Source organism: Halonotius terrestris (assembly GCF_006861665.1).
In the GTDB taxonomy this organism is placed as follows: Archaea; Halobacteriota; Halobacteria; order Halobacteriales; family Haloferacaceae; genus Halonotius; species Halonotius terrestris.
On the sequence record NZ_RKLU01000001.1, the window covers coordinates 408,589 to 427,539 of the forward strand.

The window sequence follows — 18,951 nt, forward strand, 5'->3', positions numbered from 1 at the left end:
TCACCGGGCGATTTCACGGCCAGCCGGGTCGCCCCGACTTCCTCTATCCTCGTTGGAGTCTGCGTGCTCCATTGTACCAATTATTCACACATACAGGGAAATAAAGCTGCCGTCTGCGCCGCAGCGAGCATCCGGGCACACAGACGACCGCTTAGTCGACCAGTGCCACCCGATCACCGACTGCAACTTCATCGGCCGCCCCGGCCGGCAACTCGATCAGCGTCTCCGCCGCTGCCCGGCCGAGCCCGATCCACGGCTGCAGCCGCTTTTTCGCTACGACCTCGTTGTCAACGAGCCACAGCGCGTCGATAGCGAAGGGGACGAACAGCATGTGGACATCCCGTTTCGACTCACTGTCGAACTGAAAGACGAGGGCCGCGTCGTCGGCCAGCGACCGTCGGAACATCAGCCCGCGAGCCTGTGCGAGAAACGAGTCCGCGATTTCGATGTCGCTGGCGAGTGTCTGCCTGCCGCCACCCGATTCCGGCCAGTGAACGAGCTGCACACAGGGGGGTCGGCCGGGCGATATTTAGCTCTGGGGGGCCGACGCCCGCTATGGAGCAGACGCCAGAGGGCACGCCCGTCGGCGTCGACGACCCCTACGAAGTCGCGGGGCACTGTGACCACCTCACGGACGACGGTCGGTGTCGGTTCGCCCTCAACCATGCCGGCGTCGATCCCGAGTTCGCCGAGGAGCGAGCGGCCGACGACTACGCCTGCCACGTCGGCGAGACAGACGACTGGCGAGGGTGCGCGCATTACCGGTGGACGACGACGGCCGACGAGTGCCGGCGGTGTGGCCTCGAAGAAATCCGGCTCGCCCACGACGATAGCCGCCCACTGATCGAGGAACACCACTTGTCCTACGGTGACGCTGACACCGACGACGGCGATTCGGAAACCGTCGACGCCAGCCACGAACTTACGGTCGCGCTGTGTCGGTGGTGCCACGCCAAGGTGCACCAGTCGTTCGCCCGCATCGACGACGATGTCGATCCCGATCCCGAAGCCGTCGCCGAACGGGAACAGCGACAGGCGGCCGAAACCGAGGAGTTGGGGTTCCAGTCGGCCCGTGATCGATTCGAGGAATAGTATACCGGCAGTACTTCTATCACGCTCCCGACCCTGCTGCGCGTATGGCCTCGCACCTCGGCCACGTTCATTTGGTCGTCAGCGACCTCGACCGGGCACTCTCGTTTTACACCGATCTGCTTGGACTGTCGGTCACCGAACAGCAGGCCAACTACGCATTCCTCTCGTTTGGTGAGCACCACCACGACCTCGCGCTGCAGGCTCGCCCCGGCGCGTCGTCGCCACCGCCGAACAGTCGCGGGCTCTATCACGTCGCCTTCGAACTCGACTCGCCGGCTGAACTCCGGGAGTGTTACGAGTGGCTCCACGGGAGAGAGATCGGCGTCCAGCCAGTCGACCACGGGATCAGTAAATCGCTGTACTTCGACGATCCCGACGGCAACGGCATCGAACTCTACATCGACACCCGTGATGACGACGGCGAACGCTGGAGTGGCCACAACACCCGGTTCGATCCGATGGCGTTGTAGCCGACGGCCGACCACATTGGCATCCTATGTAGCGGCCTTCTGATGCGGCGTGGTGGGCATCCGTAGTTTCATCACCCTGCGCCCCGACGTTATCTGAACGAAAATATTCTTATCTTCTATTTAGATCCAAATATAGACAAAATTTGGGATTTCATACCCTCTATAAATATAATTTAAGGACATATTGACGTAATCGTCCAAAGTATTTTGTAGACACCAGCGGCGTACTCTAGTATGTGACTGCGTGACACAGACATCTCGCAGGATCGACCACTCATACTGAGCTTCCCTCATGTCATCTCACGAACCACGCAAGCGGAGTATTGAGGTCGAATACTGGGTCGTCGACGACGAGGGGTATCTGACCCGACCGGGCGCGCTCATCGACCTCCCGGGAGCCGAACGGGAGTTCGTCGAGCCGATGCTTGAGATCAAGACGACGCCGTGTGCGTCGACGGCCGAACTCCGCGCAGAACTCTTCGAGCGAATCAGAGCCGCGCTTGATCGCGGCGACGAACTCGGGAAGCGGCTCGTCCCGCTGGCGACGCCGTTGAATCACGAGGAGATCCGGGAGATTCCCTGCGACCGAACGCGGATCCAAAACGAGGTCGTCGGCGAGGACTTCCAGTACGTCCGCCACTGTGCCGGCACGCACATCCACATCGAACAGCAGCCCGGGCGAGCGGTCGAGCAACTCAACACACTGATCGCGCTCGACCCCGCGTTGGCGTTGGTCAACTCGGCACGGCACTTCCGCGGCGAACCACTGGCTGCCGGCGCGCGCTCGCAGTGCTACCGGCGGCTGGCCTACGACGACCTCACAGACCAAGGCGAACTGTGGCCCTATGTCGATGATCGTGAGGGCTGGAACGAACGCCTGCAGGCCGGATACGAACGGTTCCGCGAGCAAGCTCTGGCTACCGGGATTGACGAGACGACCTTCGAGCACTGTTTCGATCCCGAAAGCGCGGTCTGGACGCCGGTCCAGCTCCGCGAGGAATTCGGGACCGTCGAGTGGCGATCACCGGATACGACGCTCCCGAGCCGGACGGTCCAGTTGGCCGACACCATCGCTGACGTCGCCGGCGATCTCTCGGGCTGTGAGGTGCAAATCGGCGGCGATACCGGCCGCGTCGATGACGATAAAATCGTCCTCCCCGACTTCGATGCCGTCACCGACTACGTCGATACCGCGATCCACGAGGGTTTGACCGAGTCGCTGGCGGCGTATCTCACGCGGATGGGGTTCGATCCACAAGCGTTTGCGCCGATCACACAGACGTTCGACCACGACGACACGATCGACCGCGAGACCGCCCGCCGGCTCCGACTGGAGTATGCTGACCGATTACGCGAGGATGTCCGACAGTCGGCCGCGGTTGCAGCCGATTGACGCATCGCACCGGCTAAACTGAACGAATGACAACAAAACCTGAACGAGGCAACAGCTTTTCATCCCGGTACATGTGAGACGATTCCATGAGTCGGCCCAAAATCGGCCTTTTGAACGCGGCACACGCGGCCGACGACACCGAGCGGAACTTCGTCCGGGAACTCGACGCCGACGTGAGCGAGTTTCGCTGTCCGTCCGGCGAGCTACCGAATGATTTCGGCTTCGATGGCTTCGTCGTCACCGGCTCCAGCGCGTCGGTCTACTGGGACAAGGAGTGGATCGGCCGCCTCAAAACGTGGGTCGGCGGCGCGGTCGAAGCCGGCCTCCCAGCCCTCGGCGTCTGTTACGGTCACCAACTGCTGGCCGACGTACTCGGCGGCCGTGTCGAGGACATGGGCGAGTACGAGATCGGCTACCGACCCGTCGAACACGACGGCGAGAACCGCTTACTGGACGGCATCGACGAGTCGATGACCGTCTTCACGACCCACTCGGATCGGGTCGCCGAACCGCCGCCGGGCGCGACGGTCTTCGCCGAAAACGACTACGGGATTCACGGCTTCCGCAAGGATCGCGCTATCGGCGTGCAGTTCCATCCCGAGTACGATATGCAGACTGCCGAAACCGTGACGACCGGCAAGGACGACCAGCTCTCCGAAGAACGGATCCAGGAGGTACTCGACGGCATCACCGAGTCGAACTACGCGGCCGCCTGTGAGGCCAAGCAACTCTTCGACAATTTCCTCGATTACGTCGCCGAGGTTCAGGGCGACCGCGTTGCTGCCGACTGAAGTGGCCCGCCGTGCTGCTGCGTAGCTGACCAAACACCCAGTTCTCCGTCCGGTTTCGGTTTCCTTTTGAGCCCCAGCAGCGAAGAGAAGCCATGACTCGCATTGCGGTTATCGACAACCACGGGCAGTTTACCCATCTGGAGCAGCGCGCGCTCCGCGATCTCGGCGTCGACGCTGATCTCGTCGACAACGATGTTGATCCCGACGAGGTCGAAGCCGACGGCTTCGTCCTCTCCGGCGGTCCCGACATGGATCGCGCGGGCCGCTCGGCAGAGTACCTCGACCGCGACGAACCCGTCCTCGGCATCTGTCTCGGCATGCAACTCATCGCCGAGGAACTCGGCGGCAGCGTCGGGGCCGGCGAGTACGGTGGCTACGCCGACGTGACCGTCGAGATCACTGACGACGAAGACCCCCTGATCGGCTCGCTCGCGCCCGACACCCGCGTCTGGGCGAGCCACGCCGACGAAGTGAAAACACTCCCTGAGGGCTTCAGTCGCACCGGCACCTCCGACGTGTGCGGAATCGAAGCCATGAGCGACACTGACCGCAACCTCTACGGCGTCCAGTGGCATCCCGAAGTGATCCACACCGAACGCGGCGAGGAGGTCTTCGAGAACTTTCGGGATATCTGCGAGCAGTCGAGTTAAGCGTCGCCGCCGCGCTCATTTTCGTCGTCGACTTTACCGTCGATTCTGTCTTGCTCTCGCTTCGTAGCGTTGCGCTCGCCCGGATCACCGTGCCCACCGCCGCCCGGCGTTCGTACCGTGACAACGGTATCGGCCGGCACGTCAACCGTCGTTTTCGCAGCCACCGATTTCTCGCTCTCGCCCGGCAGCTGTAGCAGATTCTCACCAGTCAACCCCGGCTCGCCGCCGTCGACACCCTGCGGCGCGTGACGGCGTCGCTCCGTGAGCAGTGAGACGGTCGCGTCCTGCTGAACGCGCAGGCGACGTTCGAGCCCGAGGCCGCCGCGATGGGTGCCGTCGCCACCGGAGCCGGACCGCAGCGCGTAGCGTTCGACCCGCAGCGGGTATTCGGCTTCGAGTGCCTCGACTGGCGTGTTCAGCGTGTTGGTCATCCCGACCTGCACGCCGTCCATCCCGTCAGCGCTCGCGCGGCCGCCGAAGCCGCCGCCAATAGTTTCATAGTAGGCGAAGTCGCCGCCGCGGCCGCCGATGATCAGATTGTTCATCGTTCCCTGTCCCTGTGCTGGCACGCGGTCAGGTGCGGCCTCAGCGAGTGCGAGGAAGACCACGTCGGTCACCCGCTGGCTGGTCTCGACGTTGCCACCGACGACAGCCGCGGGCGGCGACGGGTTCAGCAGACAGCCCTCGGGTGCCTCGACGGTCACCGGCTCGTAGCAGCCGTGGTTCGGCGGGATTTCGGGATCGGTAATGCAGCGAATCACGAAGTAGACCGCGCTCTTGGCGACCGACAGCGGGGCGTTGAGGTTGCCGGCGACCTGTTCAGCCGTCCCCGCGAAATCGACGGTGATCGTCGCGCCGTCGATGGTCACGGCCGCCTGAATCTCGATGTCGTCGTCCGTGACACCGTCGCCCTCCAGCACGTCGCTGGCGCGGTAGGTGCCGTCCGGTAGCTCCGCGATGGAATCCTGAATCCGCTCACGCGAGTAGTCGATAACGGCGTCGAAGCCGTCGCGGACACGGTCGTAGCCGTGGTCGTCGATGAGATCGGCGATCCGTTCCTCGGCGCGCTCGGTGGATGCGAGTTGCGCGCGGAAGTCGGCCCGTCGCTGGTCGGGGTTGCGGACGTTGGCGAGAATCAACGAAAACAACTCCTCATTGCGTTCGCCGGCGTCAACGAGGCGCGTCGGCGGGAGCCGCAGGCCTTCCTGGTAGATCTCCTCCGCGCCGGCGGGCATGCTGCCGGGGGTCATCCCACCGATGTCGGCGTGGTGGGCCCGTGAGACGGCGTAGCCGATGATCTCCTCGCGTGGCGCGATGGGCGAGACGAGCGTTACGTCCGGCAGGTGGGTGCCGCCGGCGAAGGGATCGTTGAGGATGAACACGTCGCCAGGCGCGGGGTCGTGATCGAGGACGGCATCGACGGCCTCGGGCATCGCGCCGAGGTGAACGGGGATGTGTTCGGCCTGGGCGACCATCCGGCCGTCGGCGTCGAAGATCGCCGTTGAGCAGTCCTGGCGTTCGGTGATGTTCGGTGAGTACGCGCCGCGAATGAGTACCTGGCCCATCTCGTCGGCGACGCTCTCGAATTGATTTCGGAGGACTTCGAGCGTCACCGGGTCGATCCCGCCTGTGTCCGTCATTGGTCGCCTCCCGTGTCGTCGTCTCGCTGCATCACGAGTGCGCCGTCACTACGAATTCGGCCTTGCCAGTCGGGCGGGACGACGGTGGTACTTTCGGCCTGTTCGAGGATCGCCGGCCCGCCTATCGTCGCCCCGGCGGCGAGTTTCGAGCGGTCGTAGACGGTGGCTGACACGCGCGCTTCGGTGTCGCCGTCGGCCGTTGGGAAGATCGCCTCACGGCTCCCGACGACGGCGTCGCCCCCGCCATCGTGGCTGATCGCAGGTGGCGACCCCTCGATGGTCGCGGTCACTCGGAGATTGACGAGTTCGACCGGCGCGGAGAGGGTATAGCCGTAGGCGCGCTCGTGGGCTGCATCGAAGGCGTCGGCGACGGCATCTGGCGAAAACTCGTCGACCGCGACGGTGAGTTCGAAACTCTGGCCGTCGTAGCGGCAATCGGCAGCACGCTCGATAGTGGCGGCCTCCGGTTCGGATGTGTCGGCCAACACGGACTCGATCAACTCGTCGTACATCGCGTCGATTTCCTCGGGATCGCTGTCGGCGAGCGACTGGGTCACCGTCCGAACGGCGTCATGGGTTTCGTCGGCAGCGAGCAGGCCGTACGCCGAGAGGACGCCAGCCGGCGCGGGGATGACCACGCGATCCATCCCGAGATCAGCAGCGAGCGCGGCGGCGTGCATCGGCCCCGCGCCGCCGAAGGCGACGAGGTCGAACTCGCGNGGGTCGTGGCCGCGCTCGACGGTNGCCGACCGGATCGCCCGCGTCATNGTCGCGTTGGCGACCCGGACGACGCCGCGGGCGGCCGCCTCGACGTCCAGGAGATCAGCCTCATCGGCGAGATCGGCGAGCACAGCGTGGGCGGCCTCGACATCCAGCGTGAGTTCACCACCCAAGGCGGTGTCGTCGCCGATGTAGCCGAGGACGACGTTGGCGTCGGTGACCGTTGGGCGGTCGCCGCCGTGGCCGTAGCACGCAGGGCCGGGCTCTGCGCCCGCCGACTCGGGACCGACCCGAAGCGCGCCACCGCTGTCGACCCACGCAATCGAGCCGCCGCCCGCGCCGACGGTCGTCACGTCGACCATCGGTGTCCGGATCGGGATGCCGTCGATGTCGGCCTCGGTCGTTCGCTCGGCGGTCCCGTCGCGGACGAGGCTTACGTCGCTTGAGGTACCGCCCATATCGAAGGTGACGACGCTGGGCGCGGCACTTTCATCCGTTTCAGCCGCTGTCGCCGCCGCGCCGACGACGCCGGCAGCTGGGCCGGAGAGCGTCGTCGAGACGGCGTGGTCGCTGACGGTCTCGCTGTCGGCGATCCCGCCGTTGGCCTGCATGACGCGTGGTTCGGGCACGCCAGCATCGGTCGCGTTCTCCGTGAGTCGAGTCAGATAGCCACGGATCGCTGGCGTGACATAGGCGTCGACGGCGGTCGTGGCGGTGCGCTCGAACTCCCGGAACTCCGGCAGGACTTCGTGAGAGGCCGAGACGGGTACGTCGAGTTCCTCGCACAGGATTTCGGCGACGCGCTGTTCGTTTTCCGGGTGGGCGTAGGCATGCAGCAGGCAGACGGCGACACTTTCGGCGTCGGTGGCGGCGATCTCGTGGGCGAGGTCGTGGACGTCGTCGGGATCGACCGACTGTTCGATTCCCTCAGTAGTCGCGCGTTCGTCGATCTCGAAGCGGCGAGCGCGGGGGACCAGCGGCTCGGGTTTGGTCGCGTCGAGATCGTAGAGATCCGGTCGGTCCTGTCGGGCGATCTCAAGCACGTCGCGGAAGCCCCCGGTCGTGACGAGTGCGGTTTTCGCACCGTCGCGTTCGAGGAGTGCGTTTACGGAGACGGTCATCGCGTGTGCGAAGGCGTCGATGGCGACGGGGTCGATCCCGGCGGCGTTGCAGGCCTTTTCGATTCCGTTGAGGACGCCGACGCTCTGGTCGGCCGTCGTCGGCACTTTCGCGGTGTAGCGGTCGCCGTCGACGACAAGGACAACGTCGGTGAACGTCCCGCCAACATCGACGCCGATCCGGGTCGGCTCGCTCGCCCGCTGGCTCATACTGTGAGCAAACGGGGTGGGGCCTGTAGCGTTTGCGCCTTTCGACGAAGTTGTATTCAGATGCGCAGTTGCGTGAGCGGTGTGGATGTAGAAAGCCCTCGGCTCTCTCGCCCTTTCAGTCTACCAGAAGCTTCGCTTCTGGTCGCCCGAAAATCGAAGATTTTCGCAGGCCGCCAGGAATAGCGGTTGGTCGGTTGGCTGATCCTCCTGCTTGGCTGCTCGTATTTGAATATCTCCCTCAGCGACCGACTGGTGAAAGAATTAGCCGAACATGTTCGCCATGGTTGCCGCCTAGTGGGAATCCTCGATAGCGATTCTTTGCTACCCGAGCAAGGAAGGGATGAGGTCAGACCAATGAACGACTCTCTCAGCAGACGGACGGTACTGCAGGCTCTCGGTGGTGCGTCGATGACAGTTGCCCTCGCCGGCTGTAGCGGCGGGGGAGGCGGCGGTGGCGACGACGGCGGCGGCGGTAGCCAGTTCCTCGAATCCGAACCGGACTACGAGGGCTGGTTCGAGGACGTCGACAACTACGAGCAGACCCGCAATCTGACCGGGCAGGACTCGGTCACGATCAGCGTCGGCGCCGGTGACAACGGGCTCCGCTTCGATCCGCCGGCGATCGCCGTCGATGCCGGGACGACAATCGTCTGGGAGTGGACCGGCGAGGGCGGCGGCCACAACGTCGCCGGCGAGAACCGCGAGTTCGAGAGCGAGACGGTCACTGAGGGCGGCCACACATACGAACAGACGGTCTCCGAAACGGGGATTGTCAAGTACTTCTGTACGCCCCACCGCGCCCTCGGGATGAAAGGGGCCATCGTGGTGCAGTAACGGCATCACGTCGGGACCGATCGCTGATTGGACGGCCGGGGGGACAGCCCCGGAAAACCGCTTCTGCTGATTTGTTTTTGATATACGTCCGATTAAAATCCGTTTTATTTTGTTTTATTTACCATCGAGAGCGACTAGACCGACACACATAAAAGCAGACAGAATGACGTTGTTCGTAAATATAATCCAAATATCACGGATAGATGCCCAATTCTATGGACGATTTTAACATTGATGGAACACCGAAACGGGCGTTAACGGCTGCGACCATCGGTTTCTTTTTCGGGGCTGCCGCTGTCGCCCTGTTAAGTCCGGCTGCGACGCGGTTCCAGTCGGCGATGGACCTGAGCACGACCCAGACCGGCTTCCTCGTCAGCGCGCCGGTGTTGCTCGGCTCGTTGCTCCGGATCCCCTTCGGCGCGTGGTGTGACAAAAACGGCGGGCGAAAGCCGTTCCTCATCCTGCTTGGGCTGTCGATCATCGGGATGGCCGGCTTTACGACGCTGTTGGTGCTGTACTATCCGGACCGAATGGACGCCTCGTTGTATCCGGCCTTCTTCGTGTTCGCGGCACTGAGCGGCTGTGGGATAGGCGTTTTCTCTGTCGGCGTGAGCCAAACGTCGTTTTGGTATCCGAACGACGAACAGGGATTCGCCCTCGGCGTGTACGGCGGCGTCGGCAACATCGCACCCGGGATCTTCACGTTCCTGATCCCGATCCTGTTCGCCACGTTCGGGTTTACCGGCTCGTATATCGCCTGGTTCGGCCTCCTGCTCGTCGGCGTGGCCGCGTACTACGTTCTCAGTGCCGATGCGTGGTATTTCCAACTCCAGCGACAGGGTCTCGACGAGGCGGTCGCCCGCGAGCGAGCCCGCGAAGCAGGCCAAGAAATCTTCCCCGAGGGGACCCCGCTGGAAGGCCTCATCAAATCCGCCAAGATCTGGAAAACGTGGGCCCTCGTCGGCGGCTATTTCTTTACCTTCGGTGGCTTCCTCGCCCTGGTGACGTGGCTGCCGACCTACTACCAGCAGTACCTCGGCGTGGGAGCCCAGACCGCCGGCGGCTTGGTCGGCGTCTTCACGATTTTCGGCTCGCTGATCCGCGTCCCGGCGGGCTCGATCGCCGACAACATCGGCGGCGAGGAAACCGCCGCGATTTCCATGGGGATCGTCTTGGCTGGCTCGCTCCTGTTGGCGTTCATCCAGTCGGTGCCGCTGGCCTTCTTCGGGACGCTGGTCGTCGGAGCCGGGATGGGGATCAACAACGCGGCCCTCTTTCAGAAGGTTCCCGAGGAGATTCCCGAAGCCGTCAGCGGGGCCTCGGGCTGGATCGGCGGCCTCGGGGCGTTCGGTGGGTTCGTGCTCCCGCCGATCTTCGGGACGATCGTCGAGCTGATGGGGCCCGTCGGCTACGCACGCGGCTTCCTTCTCTATGGGCTGCTGGCAGCCATCGGGCTGGGGAGCGTCTACACGCTCTATCGGTCGGATTCCCGTGTCGAGACCGAGGAGTCACAGCCCGTCGGCTCGTGACGACGAGAGATGCTGGGTGCGGCTGAACATAAAACGCGCTTGCGTACTTTGGTGAAAATCAGCAGAGAGGTGAGAGTAGGACAGATTGGCGTGCAGGATTGAGTACTACATCAGTATCGGGTAAAAATCAAGAGCGGGCATACTATGATATTGAACCCAAGAGGGTGAGCTGATGGCTGCAACGGATGCAAACGCCCCACTCCCGGATATTCCGTCCGTGGAGCGGACGTTCCGGGAGGTGAACGATGTGACCCTGCATGTTGTGTCAGCGGGCGACCCTGCTGATCCGGTCGTCGTGCTCCTTCATGGCTTCCCCGAATTCTGGTATGGGTGGTCCGAGTATATCAAGGGGTTCGTCCAAGCAGACTATCGCGTACTCGTCCCCGATCAACGCGGCTACAATCGGAGTGAGAAACCGGATGGAGTCCAACCCTACCGTGTGGGGACCCTCGCCGAGGATATCGTCGCACTACTCGCCACCGAGCCGTGTGACAGTGCCCATCTCATCGGCCATGATTGGGGTGGCACCGTTGCGTGGCATGTCGCGCTACGGTCGCCGGAATCTGTCGATCGACTCGGAATCATCAACATGCCGCATCCGACCGTGTTCACCGAAGCACTCCAGTCGAATCCCAAGCAACGGCAGAAAAGCCAGTATATTTTCGCATTTCAACAACCGAATACGCCAGAGAAGCGGGTCAAACAGACCAACTTCGACACGTGGGTATCCGTAATGAATGGCCCGTCCAAACCCGGAGCATTCAGTACAACGGATTTTGAGCGGTATCGACAAGCGTGGGCAGAGCCTGGGGCGCCAACCGCGATGCTCAACTGGTACCGAGCACTCGGCGAATACGGTATCGAGCCACCACGGACGCAGGTGGAGTCACCGACGGTACTGCTCTGGGGGGAAAATGACCAAGCACTCATCCCTGAACTGGCCCCAAAGAGCATGGGATTCTGCACGGATAGCGATCTTGAACAGTTTCCGGATGCAACCCACTGGATTACCCATGAGTATCCCGACCGTGTCAGCGAATTACTGCTGGAGCATCTCAAGAGATAACAGGCTGGAACCAACTTCAAGAAAGGTAGTCGTACGCGACAGGCGGCTGGCTCTGTTAGCAACGAGGGGCTCGCGTTCCATGTGTCCGCTCATCCAGTGGTGTCGTTCTGACCACCAAGATACTCATGTAGCTTGCAGCAACGTTCGGTCCTCCCTACCGGCGTGAACAACGAAACGGACGCGTCGCTCTGATTGAGGAAGATGTCCGGTTCGGAAGTATGGTACAGCTTCTAATCTCGCACTGCCTCATTTACCAATGTCAATATGTATGCTACGTCACTGTATCGGATAAGAGCAAAAGAAAACCGCACTGCAAGCCGACGGCCGCAGCGGCCGTCAGCCGATGGTCGTTGCTACTGCGATGCGTTCAGTCGTCGCTCGGGGTCGCCGACGGCTGCTCTCTGCTGTCGCCAACGAAGCCGGCCGTGTTGGCGACCTTCGAGATTTCGGGCTGGAATACCCACGCGGCCAGCAGGACGATGGGGATCATCGACACGGCGGTCACGGAGTAGCCGATGTGGAAGTTGGCGAGCCACGGCGCAGAGTAGATCAGCGGGTAGACGATCCCGCCGACCGTGCCGACGCCGCCGACGATGCCGGCGACCGAACCGGAGCTGTTGGGGAACATCGCCGGCACTTGGGCGAAGATCGCACCCTCAGCCCACGCACAACCCGTGCCGACGAGGAAGCCGACGATGACCGCGTTCATCACGACGCCCGAGAGGCCGGCCATCGTCATGCCGAACATCGTCACGACGATGAAACACAGCCCGAGGAACGTCCACTGCTCGCGGTACTGGCCTTTGAAGAACGGCAGGATGTCCATCTCCTTGCGAGCCAGCAGGTCGCTGCCGTAGCCGCCGAACGGTCGCAGCAGGCCGGCAGCCACGGAGAACGTCGCCGCGAACGTACTTGCCAACNCGAGGTTNTNCGTGTTGAACNCTTCNCGGTAGTAGGTGGCGAGCCAGCCGTTCATCGANAGNTCNAGNCCGAANGNCATNANGTANGCNNNCGCGAGCACGACCGTCCCGTAGCGGGTGGCGGTGTAGAACCAGCCTTTCGCGGTCGCGTTCTCTTTGGTCGCCTGGCGTTTCTCCTCAGTTTTCGCGGCCTCGCCGAAGATGTAGTAGACGGCCGCAAGCAGGATCGAGACACAGCCGGTCCAGAAGAAGGCCGCTCGCCAGTTGGTCTCGAACAACGGGCCGCTCCAACCGGTGCCGAAGACACGCGGGAGGATGAGCGCGCCGCCCGCCGCGCCCGCGTTGCCGATNCCGGCGTAGATCCCCTCGGCNNNNCCNAGNTNCNCCTCNTCGAACCANTCNGNGACGTGCTGNATGCCGATGACGAACGTGATGCCCGCCGTCGCNACGATNAGNCGNNCGNCGAAGAANACGGNGTANNNCTGNGCGAACGCACTGCCGATCGAGAAGACGCCGACGTACGCTAACACGATAGCGAAGATGACCGGCGCGCCGAACTTATCGGAGAGCCAACCGGTGAGGATGCGACCGAACGGCGCCATCCAGATGGCCGAGCTGGCCAGAATCCCGATCTCGGCGGTCGAGAGGCTGAACTCCTCAGCCATCCCGCCCGTGAACGGGGCAAAGGAGAACCAGATGAGGAACGAGAAGTTGAATCCGATCGTCGCCAGTACCAGCGTCCGGTACTTCGTCATCTTGATCGGACTCTTCATGCGCGGACACCTCCGACCGTGCGGTCAGTGCCGGTAGCGCAATCGAATCGAACTTCCGAGTCGGATGATCCCACAGCCGAGCGGTGCCGATTCGACCACTCACTGCGGCGGGATAGTTGGCGTTTCAGTGCTTCGGATGGAATTAATCTTCCAATCATGTATCCTAGCGCATCTCATCCACACATACGGGTGCTTAATAAGATCAACGGTTGACACACGAGTTAATATGAGTCGCAAAGGTTGACGTTCGATTGTTCGAGTTTCGTCGTCAGTACGTTTCGTGGTTTTGGAAGTAGAAATAAAATATTCAAACCTATTTCGAGAAAAAGCTAGCTATACACATCCACTTTCGACGATTATCTACGTTATTATTCAATACAAATCGGTGTGAAGTGCTGTTCTGTCGCATACCAGGCCACTTGTATGGTTGACGTTTGCACACCACGGCTATTTTCGACCCAATAGAGTTGATACCTAGACAGTGAAATTCGATTCTGAAGTACGTTCATCGAATGTGTTGGCTGAAAGTTTGTGATATAAGACTATATTTATACGAAAAGCGTATGTTCAGTAACATGAGTGCAGAGACAGCAGTAGACGGCGACATCGAAGCGATTACTGAACAACTGCAGGCAGCGGCCGACGGCGATCTGACCGTTCGACTGGAAACCGAGGGGCGCGATGGGCCACTGACCGATCTCTCGGGGTCGATCAACGACACGCTGGCCGCGTTGGACGGGACCCTGCTGGGAATACAGTCCTTCGGCGTGCAGGTCGCCACCGAAACTGACCAACTGTCCGCCGGCGTCGACGAGATCCAACAGACCAGCACCGAGGTCGCCGAATCCATCGAGGAGATCACCGACGGTGTGACATCGCAGACAGCAAAACTCAACAGCGCGAGCGACGAGCTCACCGACCTCTCGGCGACCATCGAAGAGATCGCCTCCTCGGCCGACGAGGTGGCGACGCTGTCGGAGGAGGCGGCGACCCACGCGACCGAGGGCACCGATCTCGCGGAAGAGTCGATGGCAACGATGAGCGAGATCGAGGCGAAAGCCGACGGCACCGTCGAGCGGATCGACACCCTCGAATCGGAGATGGCGGAGATCACCGAGGTCGTGGACCTGATCGACGATATCGCGGATCAGACGAACCTGCTCGCGCTCAACGCGTCGATCGAGGCTGCCCGCGCGGGCGAGGCCGGCGACGGGTTCGCCGTCGTCGCCAACGAGGTCAAAAGCCTCGCCGAAGAGACCCAAGCAGCGACGACCGACATCGCCGACCGCGTCGACGGGATTCAGGAGACGACAACGACCGCCGCCAGCGACATCCGCGAGATGCGGGCGACGATCCAGTCGGGCCGGGAAACGATCGAGGACAGCCTCACCGCCCTTGAGACGATCGCCGACCGCATCACCGAGGCCAACGACGGCGTCCAGTCGATCAGCGAGGCAACCGACGAGCAGGCGACCTCGACACAAGAGATGGTGAAGATGATCGAGGAGGTCGTCACCGTCAGCGAGCAGACGGGCGACGAGGCCGAGACCGTCTCCGCGGCTGCCGAGGAACAGACCGCTGCAATCTCCCAAATTGCCGAGAGCGTCGCCGAACTCGACGAGGTCGTCGTCGATCTCAGCAGCCAACTCAACAGCTTCGATGTCGGCGATAGCGAGGACCACGTCGCCCTCACGAACGACGAGTACGAGGCCGCCGTGTCCGCTATCGAGGAGACCAACGAGGAACTCCTGACGCTGAGCGATGCGGTCGTCACCGCCTACACCGACCTGTCCAACAGCAGCGAGTACCCCGACGAGATCAACATCGCCGGCCGCCAGCGCATGCTCAGCCAGCGAATCGCCAAACAGACTCTCTCGATCGCTCGCAACGAACGCGCCGGCGAGACCAGCGACGCGACGGGTGAGGCGAAACGCGCCCTCCAGTCGGATATCGAGGAGTTCCAACACGCCCTCGATACGCTCACCGAAGGCGGCACGCACCGCGGCGACACCCTCGCGCCCGCCCCCGCTGGCGTCGCTGACGCGCTCGACGAAGTCCGATCCGTCTGGCGACCACTCCGCCGGAACGCCGAAACGATCGTCCAACAGTCGAAATTCACTGACGCGGTCGAGAGTTCTCTCGGCGCGGTCTGATTACTCGGGAGCGACGAGTCGGTTGTCGGATTCGGCCGGCGTCGGCAGGTCGTCGACGAAGTGTTTGATGATCGTCTCCTCGGCGCGGTGTAGCGTTTCGCTGCAGGTCGATTTGGCGATTCCGACCGTCTCGGCGAGNTCCGTCAGCGAGCAGTCCCGCGGCGTGTCGTAGTAGCCGTGTTCGACCGCCGCCAGCACCAACTCCCGTTGGGTCTCCGAGAGCAGTTGGCTCGTGTGGAGTCGCTCCTGGACGTACTCGACCTGAAACTCCAGATTGAAGTTCCGAAGCTGGGTGGCGAGCTCCGAGAGCCGCTCGTGAGAGCCGGTCACGTCAACGGTCGCTTTGCCGCCGCGGATCTCCATCGGGAACTCGATGGGCATCCCGGAGGCCCGCGCCGAGAACTGCACCAGCGGCATCGTCGTCTGGAACTGGATCGTCGCCTGCTCGTCAGTCTGCTGGAGCACCGAGAGCTCGGTGATCTGATCGTAGTCCTCGATATCCGCGAGGACGGTCTCGATATCCGGCCCGGTCAGTCGCACGAGCCCGAAGCCGACGTCCTCGTCGGGAACGGCCGTCAGCACGGTAAACGTCGTCTCGGGATGCGTGTTCGAAACATCGCCGATCCAGATCGCTTCGGGCAGCGTGACCGTCAGGCGGGCTTCAGTCATCAGGCACGCACCCCCAGCCGGCCGGCAGTTATCGTCGCGTGGTGGGACATACGAATATGTTCGTCCTCGGGGTGTATGCCACTGTGCCCGAACATGTTCGGGTTTTTGGTCGCTATCGCCAGCACCGTCACGCTCGCGGGGCCAACACGAGCAGCGCGGTACTGGCCTCGATAGCCCGCGGCGAAATCTCTCGCCCGCCATCAAACCGGGCGACATCTCCGGCCTCTAGCGTGTCGGTCTCGTCTCCGACACGGAGTGCCAGTTTGCCAGAAACGAGATACAGCACGATCTCGCAGTCGGGATGCATGTGGGCTGGAATCGCCTCGTCGGCCGCGAGCGTGAGTCGGATCGTCTTCGGCTCCGCGTCGGGGAAGACCCGCGCGTGAGGCTCGCCATCGAGAGCCGACAGCGTGCGGACGGTCGTCATTGATCGGCCTCCGGTGGCTGGACTGTGGTGCCACTTCGTGTGTCGCCACCGATTTCTTCGGGCTCCGGCACCTCGCCCGTCTCCCGATACGCCGTCTCAATCTCGGCGAGTTTCGCGTTGATCGCCTCGCTTTCGTGGTGCATCGGGTGACTGCGGACGCGGACGAGGTCGTACTCATGGCGGTCAGCCAGTCCGTTCCACGCCCGGAACGAACCCAGCGTCAGCGTGTGCGTCTGCGGACAGAACGGCGTCGTCGGCGTGAACTCCGCGCGGAGGATGCCCGGCTCCTCGNTNTCCTCGGCGTANCGNTAGCCNGCGTNNGGNTGNCGNGNGTCNNGGTTCAGCCGCGCGAGGTTGTAGCCGAACGTGATGTCGTAGACGCCGCGCTNCTCGAACAGNTCGCGGGTNNNNGNGTGNAANGCGACGTGGGCATCCTCGGTCAGCACGTCGTGGCCGTCGAGAAAGGCGTCGGGCTCGGGGAGGTGTTCGGGGACGAACGCCTCGATGGCGTCGAACTCCGCGCCGTCGTCGCCGAACGGGAGTGAGATATCGACCATACCGATTCATCGGTTGCCGTCGGCCTATCGGTACTCCCGAATATATTCGGCCCGCTGGCTTTGCGGCTGCCGATGAGAGTGTGAGCCATGCCCGACCGAGCGACCGAACTCCGGCGGCTCGCCGACGAGGTGGCCGACCACGACGCCATCGACGACGCGTTCGTGGCCAAGAGTTTTACAGATCTCCTCGTCGTCATCGACTGCGAGGCGGGCGAAGGGTTCCCGGCCGAGATCGAAACCCGGCTTCGGGACCACGGACTCGACGGCGCGAACGACGTGTACGCGACGACTGAAGGCGACCAGTCGTCGGCCGGCGCGGTCGGCGAGGCGACCCGCCACCAGTTCGTCGACACCGAGACCCGCGGCGACCACCAGTCGTACGTCGTGGACTGAAACAACTGCGAGGCTGACAGTCAGCGGCCGCGTTGCCGCCGAGTTCAAAAACCGCGAACGGTCTCGATGAGGCCGATCGATTCGAGCGTGATCCACACCACGAACAGGAGGTACAGACCGAGGAAGCTGTAGGCTTCCAGATCAGTGAGTTCGAGGTCGGTGCGAGCGAACACGAGAAAAACGAGCGTGGCGAGGCCGAGAAACCCCATCGTCGGCACCGCCGCGAGGAAGTTGATCGTCACCGAGCCGGCCAACAGCACGCCGACGGGAATAGCGACGAGCAGATTGAAGATGTTGCTGCCGAGGACGTTCGTGAGGCTCGTGATGCTGTCGTCGGCCTGGGCAGCGGTGACGCTGACGAAGGCGTCCGGCAGGCTCGTCGCCGCTGCGATGACGGTCAGTCCCCACAGAAAGCTTGGCGTCCCGAACAGATCGCCAAGCGAGAGCGCGGCGCGAACGAGGCCCTCGACGCCGACGGCGATCACGACGAGTGCGACGGCCAGTCGCGTCCACGCCTTCCGCGAATCGATGTGAAAGTCCTCGCCGACGTAGTCGCTGGCGTCCTGTTGGTGGAGGAAGAGATAGGTGACGTAGGTCCCGAGCGGCAACACCATCAGCGCCGGCGTCAGGATCGCGGCCGTGTTCGTCCCGCCCGGGATGTACGTCGCCCCGAGCGCGAAGACGATGAAGATGACCAAGACGCTGATGACGTAGAACTGGGTATCTCGGTGGACGAGATTGCGCGTCGATCCCAGTTTCTCGCTGGCGAGCGCGGAGAGGGCCGGGATGACGAGGAGATTGAAGATCGCACTGCCGACGATCGCGCCGACGCCGAGGGCGAACTCACCGTGGACGACCGTGCTGATGACGATCGAACTGATTTCGGGAAAGCTGGAGCCGACGGCGACGACGACCGCGCCGTGGACGGCGACCGGCAGCCCGTAGTGTTTGCTGAGTCGCCCGGCCGCTCGCTCGAAGTGCTGGCTTCCTTTCCAGATAACGGCGGTGGCGACGACGATGAGGACCACGGAGCCGACGAGACCGACCATTGGCCGATTTCTCGCGGCGCACGGTGAAAGGGTTACGCCATGATGGACAGGAAGCGACGCAGGACGGCGGAGCCGTAGGGTAGCTTCGCAGCCCGTTAGTCGAGATGGACGCGGGTGACGTGGCCGCCGCAGCCGCACTGTTCGATATACTCGTAGTCGATTTCGGCGTCGATGTCGGCAGCATCGAGCGCGTCGTAGAGGTATGCCGAGGGGTGGCCGTGGTCGCCATGGGTGACGAGATTGACGTGATAGCCCGGTTCGGTGTGTTCGATAGCGTCGATAGCCTGTGCGATCAGAAGGTCTCGATCTTCGCCATGCTGGGGCAGTTCGAGGTTCGCCGACCACGAGGTGTCGTGAACGCGGTCGGTGATCGGCTCGGCGTCGCTGTGATCGTGAGCGTCGTCGCCGTGGCTGGCGTCGTGATCGTGAGCATCGCGGTCGTCGGGGTCGGTATCGTCGTGGTCAACATCAGTTCGTGCCATGCAACGACCTTGTCA

General features: G+C 62.9%; 19 protein-coding genes. 10 read left to right on the plus strand and 9 right to left on the minus strand.

Going from position 1 to position 18,951, the window contains the following annotated elements; all coding sequences use genetic code 11:
* Nucleotides 1-151: 151 nt before the first annotated feature.
* Nucleotides 152-505 (minus strand): DUF192 domain-containing protein, encoded by a 354-nt coding sequence (locus EGH24_RS02155; protein ID WP_142978532.1) that lies wholly within the window; start codon nucleotides 503-505, stop codon nucleotides 152-154.
* A 50-nt stretch (nucleotides 506-555) separates the two neighbouring features.
* Here EGH24_RS02155 and EGH24_RS02160 point away from each other — a divergent pair, with 50 nt between their 5' ends.
* The 5 genes from EGH24_RS02160 (at nucleotide 556) to EGH24_RS02180 (ending at nucleotide 4,396) form a co-directional block, all read left to right on the plus strand.
* Complete coding sequence (locus EGH24_RS02160; protein ID WP_142978533.1) at nucleotides 556-1,092, plus strand: DUF7097 family protein; 537 nt, start codon at nucleotides 556-558, stop codon at nucleotides 1,090-1,092.
* A 44-nt stretch (nucleotides 1,093-1,136) separates the two neighbouring features.
* The gene (locus EGH24_RS02165; protein ID WP_142978534.1) at nucleotides 1,137-1,562 is read left to right on the plus strand and encodes a VOC family protein; all 426 of its coding nucleotides are present in this window, start codon (nucleotides 1,137-1,139) and stop codon (nucleotides 1,560-1,562) included.
* 292 nt (nucleotides 1,563-1,854) lie between these two features.
* Nucleotides 1,855-2,955 carry a glutamate-cysteine ligase family protein gene (locus EGH24_RS02170; protein WP_142978535.1) on the plus strand — a complete coding sequence of 367 codons (1,101 nt, stop codon included), beginning with the start codon at nucleotides 1,855-1,857 and terminating at the stop codon, nucleotides 2,953-2,955.
* An 86-nt stretch (nucleotides 2,956-3,041) separates the two neighbouring features.
* On the plus strand, nucleotides 3,042-3,746 hold the full coding sequence (locus EGH24_RS02175) for a type 1 glutamine amidotransferase (protein WP_142978536.1): 705 nt from the start codon (nucleotides 3,042-3,044) through the stop codon (nucleotides 3,744-3,746).
* Between the two features lie 92 nt (nucleotides 3,747-3,838).
* A complete protein-coding gene (locus tag EGH24_RS02180) occupies nucleotides 3,839-4,396 on the plus strand; it encodes a GMP synthase subunit A (protein ID WP_142978537.1) in 558 nt (185 codons plus the stop codon).
* Here the strand turns inward: EGH24_RS02180 and EGH24_RS02185 are convergent.
* Nucleotides 4,393-6,036 (minus strand): hydantoinase B/oxoprolinase family protein, encoded by a 1,644-nt coding sequence (locus EGH24_RS02185; RefSeq protein WP_142978538.1) that lies wholly within the window; start codon nucleotides 6,034-6,036, stop codon nucleotides 4,393-4,395. The genes EGH24_RS02180 and EGH24_RS02185 overlap by 4 nt on opposite strands.
* Nucleotides 6,033-8,084: a hydantoinase/oxoprolinase family protein gene (locus EGH24_RS02190; RefSeq protein ID WP_142978539.1), complete on the minus strand. Its 2,052-nt coding sequence runs from the start codon at nucleotides 8,082-8,084 to the stop codon at nucleotides 6,033-6,035. Before EGH24_RS02190 ends, EGH24_RS02185 begins: the two co-directional genes overlap by 4 nt.
* A 354-nt stretch (nucleotides 8,085-8,438) precedes the next feature.
* On the opposite strand from EGH24_RS02190, the gene EGH24_RS02195 reads away from it, so the two are divergent.
* The 3 genes from EGH24_RS02195 to EGH24_RS02205 all read left to right on the plus strand — a co-directional run bounded on the left by EGH24_RS02195 (nucleotide 8,439) and on the right by EGH24_RS02205 (nucleotide 11,513).
* Nucleotides 8,439-8,918, plus strand: coding sequence for a halocyanin domain-containing protein (locus tag EGH24_RS02195; RefSeq protein WP_142978540.1), 480 nt, complete (start codon nucleotides 8,439-8,441; stop codon nucleotides 8,916-8,918).
* 215 nt (nucleotides 8,919-9,133) lie between these two features.
* Nucleotides 9,134-10,447 carry an MFS transporter gene (locus tag EGH24_RS02200; RefSeq protein WP_221886694.1) on the plus strand — a complete coding sequence of 438 codons (1,314 nt, stop codon included), beginning with the start codon at nucleotides 9,134-9,136 and terminating at the stop codon, nucleotides 10,445-10,447.
* Between the two features lie 217 nt (nucleotides 10,448-10,664).
* On the plus strand, nucleotides 10,665-11,513 hold the full coding sequence (locus EGH24_RS02205) for an alpha/beta fold hydrolase (RefSeq protein WP_221886695.1): 849 nt from the start codon (nucleotides 10,665-10,667) through the stop codon (nucleotides 11,511-11,513).
* Between the two features lie 367 nt (nucleotides 11,514-11,880).
* Here the strand turns inward: EGH24_RS02205 and EGH24_RS02210 are convergent, their stop codons facing one another.
* Nucleotides 11,881-13,188 carry an MFS transporter gene (locus tag EGH24_RS02210; RefSeq protein WP_185903220.1) on the minus strand — a complete coding sequence of 436 codons (1,308 nt, stop codon included), beginning with the start codon at nucleotides 13,186-13,188 and terminating at the stop codon, nucleotides 11,881-11,883.
* Nucleotides 13,189-13,781: 593 nt separating this feature from the next.
* Between EGH24_RS02210 and EGH24_RS02215 the strand changes: the two genes are divergently transcribed.
* Nucleotides 13,782-15,359 carry a methyl-accepting chemotaxis protein gene (locus EGH24_RS02215; RefSeq protein WP_185903208.1) on the plus strand — a complete coding sequence of 526 codons (1,578 nt, stop codon included), beginning with the start codon at nucleotides 13,782-13,784 and terminating at the stop codon, nucleotides 15,357-15,359.
* Here the strand turns inward: EGH24_RS02215 and EGH24_RS02220 are convergent, their stop codons facing one another.
* The 3 genes from EGH24_RS02220 to EGH24_RS02230 all read right to left on the minus strand — a co-directional run bounded on the left by EGH24_RS02220 (nucleotide 15,360) and on the right by EGH24_RS02230 (nucleotide 17,012).
* The gene (locus EGH24_RS02220) at nucleotides 15,360-16,028 is read right to left on the minus strand and encodes a helix-turn-helix domain-containing protein (RefSeq protein WP_142978545.1); all 669 of its coding nucleotides are present in this window, start codon (nucleotides 16,026-16,028) and stop codon (nucleotides 15,360-15,362) included. It abuts the gene before it with no gap.
* Nucleotides 16,029-16,155: 127 nt separating this feature from the next.
* Nucleotides 16,156-16,455 (minus strand): cupin domain-containing protein, encoded by a 300-nt coding sequence (locus tag EGH24_RS02225; RefSeq protein WP_142978546.1) that lies wholly within the window; start codon nucleotides 16,453-16,455, stop codon nucleotides 16,156-16,158.
* Complete coding sequence (locus EGH24_RS02230; RefSeq protein ID WP_142978547.1) at nucleotides 16,452-17,012, minus strand: hypothetical protein; 561 nt, start codon at nucleotides 17,010-17,012, stop codon at nucleotides 16,452-16,454. The genes EGH24_RS02225 and EGH24_RS02230 overlap by 4 nt, the downstream gene beginning before the upstream one ends.
* 87 nt (nucleotides 17,013-17,099) lie before the next feature.
* Here EGH24_RS02230 and EGH24_RS02235 point away from each other — a divergent pair, with 87 nt between their 5' ends.
* Nucleotides 17,100-17,405, plus strand: a complete 306-nt coding sequence (locus EGH24_RS02235) for a hypothetical protein (RefSeq protein ID WP_142978548.1) — start codon at nucleotides 17,100-17,102, stop codon at nucleotides 17,403-17,405.
* 44 nt (nucleotides 17,406-17,449) lie between these two features.
* On the opposite strand, the gene EGH24_RS02240 is transcribed toward EGH24_RS02235, so the two are convergent.
* Both EGH24_RS02240 and EGH24_RS02245 read right to left on the minus strand, forming a co-directional pair.
* On the minus strand, nucleotides 17,450-18,454 hold the full coding sequence (locus EGH24_RS02240) for a sodium:calcium antiporter (protein ID WP_142978549.1): 1,005 nt from the start codon (nucleotides 18,452-18,454) through the stop codon (nucleotides 17,450-17,452).
* Between the two features lie 95 nt (nucleotides 18,455-18,549).
* On the minus strand, nucleotides 18,550-18,936 hold the full coding sequence (locus EGH24_RS02245; protein ID WP_142978550.1) for a CGCGG family putative rSAM-modified RiPP protein: 387 nt from the start codon (nucleotides 18,934-18,936) through the stop codon (nucleotides 18,550-18,552).
* Between the last annotated feature and the right edge of the window lie 15 nt (nucleotides 18,937-18,951).